This is a genomic window from Exiguobacterium abrahamii, from assembly GCF_015645365.1.
Taxonomy (GTDB): Bacteria; Bacillota; Bacilli; order Exiguobacteriales; family Exiguobacteriaceae; genus Exiguobacterium_A; species Exiguobacterium_A abrahamii.
In genome coordinates this window covers 212,273-223,641 of the sequence record NZ_JADOYC010000004.1, presented here as the reverse complement: position 1 = coordinate 223,641, position 11,369 = coordinate 212,273, and the positions used below count along the sequence as shown (strand labels likewise).

Annotated in this window: 12 protein-coding genes; 3 read left to right on the top strand and 9 right to left on the bottom strand. The window is 47.0% G+C overall.

The window, feature by feature from the left end; translation table 11 throughout:
• Window positions 1–282 precede the first annotated feature (282 nt).
• A complete protein-coding gene (locus tag ITJ88_RS13155; protein WP_035398755.1) occupies window positions 283–1,152 on the bottom strand; it encodes a nucleotidyltransferase-like protein in 870 nt (289 codons plus the stop codon).
• Between the two features lie 114 nt (window positions 1,153–1,266).
• Here ITJ88_RS13155 and ITJ88_RS13150 point away from each other — a divergent pair, with 114 nt between their 5' ends.
• Entirely contained in the window at window positions 1,267–1,629 is a 363-nt protein-coding gene (locus ITJ88_RS13150; protein WP_029340912.1) for a DUF2614 family zinc ribbon-containing protein, read from the top strand.
• A gap of 14 nt (window positions 1,630–1,643) precedes the next feature.
• On the opposite strand, the gene perR is transcribed toward ITJ88_RS13150, so the two are convergent.
• Window positions 1,644–2,066 (bottom strand): peroxide-responsive transcriptional repressor PerR, encoded by a 423-nt coding sequence (perR, locus tag ITJ88_RS13145; protein ID WP_370567824.1) that lies wholly within the window; start codon window positions 2,064–2,066, stop codon window positions 1,644–1,646.
• Between the two features lie 175 nt (window positions 2,067–2,241).
• Between perR and ITJ88_RS13140 the strand changes: the two genes are divergently transcribed.
• Window positions 2,242–3,540 (top strand): glutamate-1-semialdehyde 2,1-aminomutase, encoded by a 1,299-nt coding sequence (locus ITJ88_RS13140; protein ID WP_195865951.1) that lies wholly within the window; start codon window positions 2,242–2,244, stop codon window positions 3,538–3,540.
• A gap of 50 nt (window positions 3,541–3,590) precedes the next feature.
• On the opposite strand, the gene ITJ88_RS13135 is transcribed toward ITJ88_RS13140, so the two are convergent.
• From ITJ88_RS13135 to mutY, 4 genes are all read right to left on the bottom strand, one after another.
• The gene (locus ITJ88_RS13135) at window positions 3,591–5,324 is read right to left on the bottom strand and encodes an ABC transporter ATP-binding protein (RefSeq protein WP_195865959.1); all 1,734 of its coding nucleotides are present in this window, start codon (window positions 5,322–5,324) and stop codon (window positions 3,591–3,593) included.
• Between the two features lie 90 nt (window positions 5,325–5,414).
• Window positions 5,415–5,957, bottom strand: a complete 543-nt coding sequence (ntdP, locus tag ITJ88_RS13130) for a nucleoside tri-diphosphate phosphatase (RefSeq protein ID WP_023467311.1) — start codon at window positions 5,955–5,957, stop codon at window positions 5,415–5,417.
• A gap of 116 nt (window positions 5,958–6,073) precedes the next feature.
• A complete protein-coding gene (locus ITJ88_RS13125) occupies window positions 6,074–6,499 on the bottom strand; it encodes an SRPBCC family protein (protein WP_195865950.1) in 426 nt (141 codons plus the stop codon).
• Window positions 6,499–7,515: an A/G-specific adenine glycosylase gene (mutY, locus tag ITJ88_RS13120; RefSeq protein ID WP_195865949.1), complete on the bottom strand. Its 1,017-nt coding sequence runs from the start codon at window positions 7,513–7,515 to the stop codon at window positions 6,499–6,501. Before mutY ends, ITJ88_RS13125 begins: the two co-directional genes overlap by 1 nt.
• A 103-nt stretch (window positions 7,516–7,618) precedes the next feature.
• Here mutY and ITJ88_RS13115 point away from each other — a divergent pair, with 103 nt between their 5' ends.
• Window positions 7,619–8,602, top strand: a complete 984-nt coding sequence (locus tag ITJ88_RS13115) for a metal-dependent hydrolase (RefSeq protein ID WP_023467308.1) — start codon at window positions 7,619–7,621, stop codon at window positions 8,600–8,602.
• A 45-nt stretch (window positions 8,603–8,647) separates the two neighbouring features.
• Here ITJ88_RS13115 and ITJ88_RS13110 read toward each other — a convergent pair whose 3' ends face one another.
• The 3 genes from ITJ88_RS13110 to ITJ88_RS13100 are packed head-to-tail and all read right to left on the bottom strand — an operon-like array spanning window position 8,648 to window position 11,358.
• Entirely contained in the window at window positions 8,648–8,920 is a 273-nt protein-coding gene (locus tag ITJ88_RS13110) for a YfhJ family protein (RefSeq protein WP_195865948.1), read from the bottom strand.
• A complete protein-coding gene (locus ITJ88_RS13105) occupies window positions 8,917–9,237 on the bottom strand; it encodes a DUF1811 family protein (protein WP_023467306.1) in 321 nt (106 codons plus the stop codon). Before ITJ88_RS13105 ends, ITJ88_RS13110 begins: the two co-directional genes overlap by 4 nt.
• Window positions 9,238–9,297: 60 nt before the next feature.
• On the bottom strand, window positions 9,298–11,358 hold the full coding sequence (locus ITJ88_RS13100; protein ID WP_195865947.1) for an ABC transporter ATP-binding protein: 2,061 nt from the start codon (window positions 11,356–11,358) through the stop codon (window positions 9,298–9,300).
• Between the last annotated feature and the right edge of the window lie 11 nt (window positions 11,359–11,369).

Below are 11,369 nucleotides of genomic sequence, written 5' to 3'. Positions count from 1 at the left end.
TTGTATTCCGTAGAATACGATTTTTGCCTCATCGTTCAGTTTTCAAAGTTCGTCGTGTCGTTTTCAGCGACTTTAATAAGATATCACGGAATAACTTAAGCGTCAATCCCTTTTTGAAATCTTTTTTCTTTCTCGTCACCGTCCAGTGCGTGTTGCCCTGTCGACATGTATTAATATACTATCTCGGTATAATACCGTCAATAGTTTTTCTAAAAAAACTTTTAAAATCTTTTTCCTTCTATATATAGCGAAAACAACACATAGAAAAAATAAAGCCGATCGTCATACGACCGGCTCATACGTTACGAGTTCGACCCCTGCTCCCTTAGTTGTTTGATACGAAATCCTGATCAGACCCTTTCGCATGAAGAAATCAATCAGACTACTTAAATCCACTTTGACTTCTTGCAGCCGCTCTTCTTCCATCAATTCATACATCGTCCATGGACTTGTCCGCTCACGCATGATTTCAAATAAATAGCGTCCTCCCGATAAGACCTTAGACTGCAGAAGATGCTCAAGTCCAATCAAGGCGAGGTGAATACGTTGATCTAATGTCTCTTCACTCATCAATAATTGTTCATACAGTTTATAGACATCCGGATCATCGAGTCGCGCTTGTTCCCAGACGACCGTCTCGGGATGTTTTCCTTTTTCCAGAACAGATAATCGCGCGAGATGATGTAATGCATGATGGACGTGTGTATAGGCATCATAATGATGTCCGCGACTGAACAAGTTCCTTCCGTCTTGGAAACGACGCAAAAGTTTAGCGAATGAAATCGTCATCTGTAAACATCTTTCCTCATCAGGAAAGTTTAATAGTTGCCGTTTTAAGTCAACTAAATAATCGTTCCGTTCGAACACGATCGTTCCTTCTGCAATCCAGTGAATCGCGCGTCGATTGGCATTTAATAAAATCCAGCGTGATAAGACATCTTCATGTACGAGGTGTAACGACACCTTTAGTGTATTCAGTCGATAATGTTTGATCGTCCACTCGACTTCTGGGTCTCTCGTGATGACGACAAGAAGTGTATCAAATTGATCCGTCAGGGAATCCCGTGGTTGCCGTTTCTCAACAGCAATGATCCCTTGTGTTTCACGATAAGCCGCGTACTCCGAATAAATCGTTCGTGTTGCTTGTTCCATGTACTTCTCACCCTTCTATACGAACTCGTCGTTACCATTTTCGACAAAAAAACAAGCTTTCCTTCTTCAGGCAATCCCACTTCTTATGCTAGACTGACAACAGGGGGAATTCACTTGAAAAAACAACGTAAAAATAAAATAAACCGCGCGCGAAACTTAGCTATGTTTCTCGTCTTCGGTGGGATGCTCGTCATGTATGGCGGTCTATTACTCAAACAATTTGAAATCATCATGGTCTTACTCATGCTTCTCGGTTTCGTCATGGTTCTCGCCAGTACGGCACTCTATTTCTTGATTGGTCTGACATCAACGAAGGCAGCTGTCGTCACTTGTCCGAACTGTGGAAAAGAAACAAAAGTCCTTGGTCGCGTCGACTTATGTATGCATTGCGATGAACCATTGACGATGGATCCATCTCTTGAAGGAAAAGAATTCGATGAAAAATATAATAAACACAATAAACGAGCTCCCCGCTAAGGCAGCTCGTTTTTTTATTGGACATTCGATTGACAGTCCGGGCAAGTTCCGTACACTTCTAATCGGTGACGATCGACTTTAAAGCCTGTTAAGTGCGCCGCAACCGTTTCGACATCATCGAGCACAGGGTAGTTGAAGTCAACGATCTTTCCACAACTTTCACAGATCATGTGGTAATGGCGTGTCGTAACGAAGTCGAAGCGACTTGAAGCGTCTCCGTAATTCATTTCCTCAACGATTCCCTTTTCTCGAAACACGCGTAAGTTATTATATACAGTCGCCACACTCATGTTTGGAAAACGATGTTCGAGCGCACGATAAATCTCATCCGCTGTCGGATGCGTGTGTCCCGTCGTTAAATATTCCAAAATCGCGTGACGTTGTGGTGTCATTCGAACGCCTGATTCCCGAAGTGACTTCACGGCGTCATCCAGCATTTCGTTAGCCACGTCCATCCCCTCATTTCTATCTTTCATTGATTATCAGATTGTAATCTTTATAATTAGTCTACCTACAAATAGGCATTCCGTCAACGGCTCTGCACCGGATTTGACGTCCATGATACAATCATATCGTGATATTTTTCACGAATCATCGATTGGAGGAATCCTCATGTCTACCCACACTACACGTCCTACTTCAGAGGCGTTATATGAAATCGCACAAGAGTGTATCGTTGGTGGCGTCAACAGCCCATCCCGTTCATTCAAAGCCGTCGGTGGCGGCGCACCTGTCTATATGGAACGCGGAGAAGGTGCTTACTTTTATGATGTCGATGGCAATCGCTATATCGATTACTTAGCAGCCTATGGTCCGATCATCACGGGACACGGTCATCCTCACATTACGGAAGCAATCACCCATGCTGCCCAAAACGGTCTTCTTTACGGCACACCACACCGTCTAGAAATCGACTTTGCACATAAACTACAAAAAGCGATCCCATCGCTTGAAAAAGTACGCTTTACGAACTCGGGAACCGAAGCCGTCATGACGACGATTCGTGTCGCACGAGCGTATACAGGTCGTGAGCTCGTCGTGAAGTTCAGCGGGTGTTACCACGGTCACTCGGATTTGATGCTGATTGCAGCTGGTAGCGGACCGGCGACACTTGGTTCTCCCGATTCAGCTGGTGTCACGAAAGCGACGGCAAAAGAAGTCATCACGACACCGTTCAATGATATTGAATCGTACCGTCAAATCATGGAGCAATGGGGCGATCAAGTCGCTTGTGTACTCGTCGAACCAATCGTCGGAAACTTTGGTATCGTCGAACCGCAACCTGGATTCCTTGCTGCAGTCAACGAAATCACGCATGCTCACGGCGCACTCGTCATCTATGATGAAGTCATCACAGCCTTCCGCTTCACGTACGGCAGTGCACAAGAGTTACTCGATATCCGTCCCGATATGACGGCACTCGGCAAAATCATCGGTGGTGGTTTACCAATCGGTGCTTATGGTGGTCGTAAAGAAATCATGGAACACGTCGCGCCACTTGGTCCAGCTTACCAAGCGGGAACGATGGCAGGTAACCCAGCATCGATGGCTGCCGGTATCGCTTGTCTTGAATTACTTGAGCAGCCTGGTGTCTATGAACAACTTGATCACCTCGGCGCATTACTCGAACAAGGTGTGCTAGAAGCAGCAAAACGTCATGACGTCACGATTACGATCAACCGTCTAAAAGGTGCCATGACGGTCTACTTCACGAATGAAACAGTCATCGATTACGATGGTGCAGAACGTGCAGACAGTGAGATGTTCGGACGTTTCTTCAAATTGATGCTAGAAGAAGGCGTCAACCTTGCCCCTTCGAAATACGAAGCGTGGTTCTTGACGACGGAACATACGGAAGCCGACATCACAGAGACGATCGCAGCAGTCGATCGTGCCTTTGCTCGACTCTAAGTCTTCCTCCTAAAAAAGCAGCGACCCTCACGAGGATCGCTGCTTTTGTGTTATTCGACGAGTTCCAGATTTTGAATGGCATACAGTTCGAAATACGCACCCCGTTTTTGCATGAGGACTTCGTGTGTTCCGATTTCCGTAATTTGACCATTTTCGATGACGACAATCTTATCGGCATCAGTGATCGTTGATAAACGGTGCGCGACAGTAAATGTCGTCCGCCCTTTCGCGAGACGCGCTAACGAATCTTGAATCATCGCTTCACTCTCCAAATCAAGCGCACTCGTCGCTTCATCCAAGATCAGAATCGGTGGATTTTTCAAGAAGACCCGTGCAATCGCAAGACGTTGCTTTTGACCACCCGATAACTTGACGCCGCGTTCTCCGACAGGCGTATGATAACCGTTCGGTAATCGTTCGATGAATTCATGGGCATTCGCTGCTTTTGCCGCCGCGATGACTTCCTCATCCGTCGCCTCCGGATTCCCCATCTTGATGTTCATTTGGACCGATTCACTAAATAGAATCGACTCCTGCATGACCATCCCGATCTGATCGCGAAGACCACGTAATTTCAAGTCACGAATGTCAACGCCGTCAAGCGTGATCCGGCCGGCAGATACATCATAGAAACGCGGAATCAAACTGACGAGCGTCGATTTCCCACCACCTGACATCCCGACGAAAGCAATCCGTTCACCTGCCTGAACGTCAAGCGTCAACCGATCGATCGCCAGCTCGCCGCCTTCTTCATAAGCGAAACTGATGTTTTCGAACTGAACGTTTCCGCGGACATCTTTCGGTTCGCGAGCATTCGGTTTTTCCGTGATGTCATACGGCTCATCCAAAAACTCGAACATCCGGTCCATTGAGGCGATCGACTGTGTCAACGTCGTTGAGGAGTTGACGAGACGACCGAGCGGTGCATACAGACGGTCGATATAACCAATGAATGCGACCATCGTTCCAAGCGAAACTTGTCCATTCAAGACGAAGAACGCCGCCGTTCCGAAGATCAGGATTGGTGCGAAGTCCGTAATCGTCGAGACGACGACGTACGTCCGCGCATTCCAGTTCGTTTGACGCAGCGCTGCTTTTAAGAAGCCATCATTTTGATGTTTGAACGCTTTGTTCTCGTGCGGTTCAAGTGCAAAACTGCGGATGACTGCCATGCCGTTGACACGTTCCGTCAAATGACCTTGTAGTTCCGCAAGCGCTGCCGAACGTTCCCGTGTCAATCCGCGTAAACGCCCGTAAAAGAACTTCACGGCGAGAGCATAGAATGGTAATGGAATGATCGCGACGAGTGTCAATTGCGGATCAATCGTCCACATGATGGCGATCGCAATGAAAATCGTAATCATATCAAGCCACAGGTTCATTAATCCTGTGACGACGAAGTCTTTCGTCTGCTCGACATCATTGATGATTCGCGAGATGACTTCTCCCGTTTTCGTATTCGAATAAAAACGAAGCGATAATTTCTGAACATGATCAAACAATCGATTCCGTACGTCAAATAAAATCTTCGACGCGGACCATTGCGCGAGGTACTGGCGAACGTATTCGAGCGGCGGTTTGACGATCAAGAAGATGAAGACACCCGCTCCAATCAAATACGCCAATTGTTTACTTTTTTCCGCCATCGGCATCGTGTTTCCGGTCAGGATATGGTCGATGATGTACTTATACAACAACGGAAGTCCGAGTGGGATCGAGAACTTGATGATCCCGACGAAGACCGTCAGGAGGATCTGTTTTTGATACGGCTTGACGAACGCCATATAGCGGCGGATCGAGCCTTGTTGCTTACGTTTTGCTTGTGTTGCCACGTGTTTCACTTCCTTCAATTAAAAAAAGACGATGGCGAACCATCATCTCCGATATCTTGTTTCATATTCACGATACCACATATCCACGAAAGCCGGGTTGAATGGACCCTTCCGACTGCGAATCCACTGAATCAGGATTTGGACATTGTCCTTCAAAATACGATCAATCGCCTTCGGATAATTCATCTCGCGGCGATGTTTCTCATATTCGTCCTCATCGAGGATCATGTAGGACATGTCCGGATACACTTTGATATCTAAATCGTAATCAATGTACTTGACTGCTCGATCTTTCTCATCGAACGTAGAAGGTGATCCAAGATTGCAGTAATAGTAAATGCCATCCTCCCGAATCATACAAATGACATTGAACCAGAGTTCTGTTGAAAAGTAACAGATTGCCGGCTCTCGTGTTCGCCACTGACGACCATCCGATTCACTGACCATGATGCGGTCATTGAACCCAATCAATTCTTCTTCCGTCGATTTCAGCACGAGCGTTTCTTCCCAAACTCTGTGTAAGCTCCCGTTATGTTTGAAACTTTGAATCTCAATCTTGCTACTTTCTTTTGGGAATCGACTCATGTGCTACTCCTTTCTAAAGCGTTTTTCTTCCATTCTGTTATACTCTCGTGCTTATTATACCCATTTTCAGAACGCATGAAAAACGAAAGGGTATTTTTTCAGAAAAATGACGGAATTCAGGCTTGAAAGTGATTCAAAATCGCACTTTTTCGTTGTTTGAACATTGGTTTCAAGATGAATGCTTCAATGACGAAGGCGGGCAAGAAGGATGCATACGTCACTTCATCCACGAAATAGACGTCAGATTCACGTTCTTCGACCCGGTGCACATGGCACCATGCCCGGAATGGATACGGCACTTTTGTCCCGACATCGACGAAGACATATTCTTCTACGAAAGGAATCCAAGACGTCCACGAGACAAATAGTGGAGGAACACCAACGCGTAGACGAATCGTATTTCCCGCTCGTGTCCGCGTATCGCCCGACGTCTTCACTTTCGGAAATACCGTCAATCGACTTAAGGCCTTGGCGTCACTTAAAAAATCCCATGCTTGCTCCTTTGATGTATCGACACGTGTCTCAAAACGAAAAGTATGCATTAGATCTCCCCCTTTAATAGTCGATCAATCTTCATTTGCGCGACAGATACTGGATGCGTCGCATACGTTTCCTGATCAACCAGTACCGTCTGGTCCGGCTGTTCCGTCACGCGATAGACAGCAATTTCCCAAATCCGGTGTGAGAAGACATGTCGAACGTGCCCGACAAGCGTTCCATTACGATCTTCTTCTGCTTCTCGAAGTGGGTATTGCCACATCCCTGCGAGCAAACCTGTTTCTGCTCGTTGTTCAATTGCGATTTTTCCGTTCGTTTCATAGACGAGAGCATCATACGGAATAATTTGCGTCTTCCCTTTCTTCGTCTTCACAGGTAGTTCTTCCTGTGCATTTCGATCATATGCAAAACAAACATCTTGAACAGGACAGAGTCCACACATCGGAGACTTCGGTGTACAGACCATCGCGCCGAGTTCCATCAAGCCTTGATTGAAACTGGACGGATCAGCCGGATCAATCAATTGATGTACCGCCGCCTCAAACAATTTCCGTGTCTTCGGTGCAGCAATGTCTTCATAAATCCCAAGTACACGTGAGAGGACGCGCATCACGTTTCCGTCTACTGCTGGTTCTGCTTGCCCATACGCAATCGATAGAACCGCTCCTGTCGTGTACGGACCGACACCCTTCAGTTGACTAAACAATTCCTTTTCGTCCGGAACGATCCCATCATATTTTTCAACAACTTCCTGAACCGCGATTTGAAGATTCTTGACACGGGAATAGTACCCTAAGCCCTCCCAGTGCTTCAGGACTTCACTTTGATCCGCTTCTGCTAAGTCATGCGGTGTCGGAAAACGTTTCGTGAAGCGCTCATAATACGGAATGACCGTATCGACGCGCGTTTGTTGAAGCATGATTTCACTAATCCAGATATGATATGGGTTTTTGGTTCTTCGCCACGGGAGATCCCGCTGTTCACGAAGGAACCAGGCAATCAGTTCTGTGGTAAATTGTGTTTTATTAAAGTTTGTGAAATATTCTTGAACGACAGTCAAAAGGTTACCTCTTTTCTCTTGGATACGATATATTTATTAAAAATTACTCGGCAGAACCTCGATGGATTCACCATCACGATTTTATAGAAGGAGCGAATTCGCATTGGATACTGGTACGCATATCGGCATGGGACTTTGTCTCGCCGCCATCTCGACGCTACACCCTGACGTCGCAGCGAGCACGACGATGTTTGCTGCCGTGACGACGACGGCGCTCGTCGGCTCACACGCACCGGACTTCGATACTGTCTTTAAGTTTAAAGGAAACAGCGCCTACTTGCGTCAACACCGAGGAAAATCGCACGGGTTGATCGCTTTGCTCGCCTGGCCGTTATTACTTTCAATCGTCATCGGCACGTTATTCGGTGTACCTCCGACTTCATTATGGCTGATGGCGCAGATCGCTGTCGCTCTTCATGTCTTCGTCGATCTGTTTAACGCTTACGGTACACAAGCCTTACACCCGTTCAAAAAATCCTGGATTGGTTGGGGTGTCATCAATACATTTGATCCATATCTGTTCACGATGTATTATGCCGCGTTCGGGATTTGGCTACTAACGCGAGCGACGATCGTCATCTTCCCGATTTTAATCGCCATCGTCATCATCTACTACGCTGTTCAATTCAAGTTACGAAACGATGCCCTCGCGACCGCAGCCCGCTATTATCGCGGTGCGCATAAACTGTTCATCTCCCCTGGCATGAAATGGGATGAATGGCATGTCGCGGCACGTTTACGCGATGAGTATTCCGTCGTTAAGATTAACAGTGGAACCGTCGTCGAATGCGGAAACTTCCGGATCAAGGACGAACCACACGGTGACGCCTTGTACGAAATCGTCAAACAAAACGCGGACTTGCAAGCGTTTCTTGAGTTTTCGAAGATTCATACGTATACGGTCTCACGAAAGGATGGCATTGTCGAATACCGCTTCACTAACCTGCGTTACTTCACGAAGGAAGTCTATCCATTCGTTGCCGTCGTCAGAATCGACGCTGCCACACAAGAGATCGTCAGCTCCTATACCGGCTGGGTGTTTAGCGAACGGACCTTGCAGAAAAAACTGTTCATCCCTGCATTATAAAGACAAAGCTCCGCGCAACGGAAATCCCGATGTGCGGAGCTTTTTTCATTCGACGTTTCGACCTGTCATCAAATGCTTGAATTTTTCGTTCGTTGTATTAAACCGGTGTAACATTGCCCCGTGCTGTTTGATCTGCTTCTCGACGAAATGAACCGCGACGGCTTCACCTTGATATTTCTCACCTGCGCGCGCGAGTGTCGCTTCGAAATCTTCCCACAGCACTTCGACCCACGTCAGTGCTTCTTCCGGGGTTAATACTTCATTCACTTGCAATAATTCTTCAGCCAGTTGCTGAAGGGCTTGTTCTCGATTCGTCATGTCTGTTCTCCCTCTCCTGTGAATAACGCGAGCGGAATCGCGACTTCCTGAGCGGTTCCTTCAAAATGTCCCCAACCCATGACGCCATTGACGAAGTGTAACTCAAATCGTGCCTCTTCTCCTTCGATTCGGTAAAAGGCTCCCCGTTCGAATCGTGCCGGATCGATCAAATAACTTTTCGCAATGGCGATTTTTCGCGTCACGACTTCCACTTCACTGACGTTCCCGTGTTGCTCCGCTTTTCGTTTTTGTTCACTTAATTTCGTGATCAACATCTCAAGCTCGTATTTCGATAATTGACTCATCCGTGTCTCCATTACAAAAACTCCCCCTCTTCGTTTTTCAGTATAAACGAAAAGGAGGAGAAACTGGATGGATTAGCTTGATTTCAATTCAAGATTCCTTTTACTTTGTAACGCATACATTTTCGCATAAATCCCGGACGTTACAAGAAGCACATCATGGGATCCTCGCTCGACGATCCGACCATGATCGAGAACAAGAATCTCATCCGCATCCTTGATCGTCGACAAGCGATGGGCGATGATGAACGTCGTCCGTCCTTTCGTTAACGTCAGCAAGGCATCTTGAATGACCGCTTCCGTTTCCGAGTCAACACTCGCTGTCGCTTCGTCAAGAACTAGGATCGCAGGATCGAACGCTAACGCACGGGCAAAACTGATCAACTGTCGTTCCCCTGCTGATAACGTAGCACCTTTTTCGATGACTGGTTCATCGAGCCCGTTCGGTAAACGATCAATGAACCGATCCGCGCCGACGGCTTCGATCGCTTGTCGTACTCGTTCTTCGGAAATATCAGGATTGCCGAGTGTGATGTTCGAGCGAATCGTTCCTGTGAAGAGGAACGGATCCTGTAAAACGATCCCCATATGCTCACGAACCGCTTGTTTCGGTAAAGTCGTCACGTCTTGTCCGTCAATCAACAACTGTCCCTTTGACGGATCATAAAAACGCATCAATAAATTCATGATTGAACTTTTCCCGCTACCCGTGTGACCGACGAGAGCAATCGTCGCGCCAGGACGAGCATCGATTTGAATTTCACGTAATACGGGATTTCCCGCTTCGTAACTGAATTCGACGTCTTTGAAGGACACCGCTCCTTTAAACCGAGCAACGCGACCTTGTTCGACCGGTTCTCCCTTTTCGTCGAGCAACTGGAACATTCGGTCCGCTGACACGAGCGCTTGTTGTAGCGGTGACAGCTGATTCATGATTTGGGTGACGGGTTCGAATAAACGGGACACGTAATCGATATACGCATATAAGATCCCGAGCGATAAAAACGAGCCGTTCGTCAGGCTTTTCCCACCGACGACCCAAATCAACAAGGCGAGCGTCAAGTTCTTCAAAAAGTAGGATAAGTTGTGGGACATCAGGGCATCAAGTCGTAACAACTTTGCCCGTGTCTGATAGTTCTCTTCGTTCTTTTGTTCGAATTCGGCAAGAACTTCCTTCTCACGTGCATAAGCCTGAATGATCGGCATCGTCTGGATGTTCTCATTCAGTTGACCATTCATGTCGGCAACGAGGGAGCGGACTTTGAAGTTGTTCTTCGTCGCGAGTTTCTGGAACAGCTGAATCCAGAAATAGACGATCGGAATGATGATTAGTGAGACGAGTCCTAAGCGATAATCGAGAAAGAACATCGCGACGAGAATCCCCGCCATCGTGATGATCCCCGAGAAGACCCGGGCGAGCACACCGAGATATAGATCGCGAATCGTTTCCGTATCATTCGTGACGCGACTGACGATTTTTCCAATCGGTGTCTGGTCGAAATAACGAACCGGTAACCGTTGCAGATGCGTAAAGACATCCAGCCGCATCCGTTTAATGATTTTATGAGCAGATCGCTGGAGCAAGATTTGCTGAATCCAGTTCAAACCAGCTGCTACCAGAAGCAAGAGGACGTAGATCAAGGACAACCAGCCGATTGCTTTTAAGTCTTTTGAATAAAAATCATAGACCTGTCCTTGTGTCAATTTTTGAATATTATCATACGTGTAGACGTCGTCTTTACGCGTGATCGTCATCGTACTTCCACTGATTTTCCGCTCTCCCCCACTGACGACTTGTTTCGGTACGAAAAAGTAGCCGTTGGTCGTTTGGACGATTGAAACGGATTGAACGATCTGACTTTTCGAGACGTCTTGTGCTTTGGCGAACTGACGACCGTCATATGTGACCGCACCATCCGCTTTAACTTCGACCCAGTCCTTCTCAATTGCTACGATATGTTCATCAATGATGACTTTGGCAATATACGGACCTGTCAATTCCGCTCCGACTGCTAGTACGAGTAGAAACAACCCTAAGAAAATCGCTTGTTTCTCATGCATCGCATAGCGGATCAACGAACGGATCGTCGTCTTCCGACGTGCCGGATCGAGTTGATATAATTCCAATTCATTCATGCAGAGGCACC

Excerpts from the sequence above, each read along its gene's own strand:
- ITJ88_RS13155 (WP_035398755.1), bottom strand. The coding sequence starts at position 1,152 with ATGGAACAAGCAACACGAACGATTTATTCGGAGTACGCGGCTTATCGT.
- perR (WP_370567824.1), bottom strand. The coding sequence starts at position 2,066 with ATGCTGGATGACGCCGTGAAGTCACTTCGGGAATCAGGCGTTCGAATG.
- ITJ88_RS13140 (WP_195865951.1), top strand. The coding sequence starts at position 2,242 with ATGTCTACCCACACTACACGTCCTACTTCAGAGGCGTTATATGAAATC.
- ITJ88_RS13135 (WP_195865959.1), bottom strand. The coding sequence starts at position 5,324 with ATGGCGTTCGTCAAGCCGTATCAAAAACAGATCCTCCTGACGGTCTTC.
- ntdP (WP_023467311.1), bottom strand. The coding sequence starts at position 5,957 with ATGAGTCGATTCCCAAAAGAAAGTAGCAAGATTGAGATTCAAAGTTTC.
- ITJ88_RS13125 (WP_195865950.1), bottom strand. The coding sequence starts at position 6,499 with ATGCATACTTTTCGTTTTGAGACACGTGTCGATACATCAAAGGAGCAA.
- ITJ88_RS13110 (WP_195865948.1), bottom strand. The coding sequence starts at position 8,920 with ATGACGAATCGAGAACAAGCCCTTCAGCAACTGGCTGAAGAATTATTG.
- ITJ88_RS13105 (WP_023467306.1), bottom strand. The coding sequence starts at position 9,237 with ATGGAGACACGGATGAGTCAATTATCGAAATACGAGCTTGAGATGTTG.
- ITJ88_RS13100 (WP_195865947.1), bottom strand. The coding sequence starts at position 11,358 with ATGAATGAATTGGAATTATATCAACTCGATCCGGCACGTCGGAAGACG.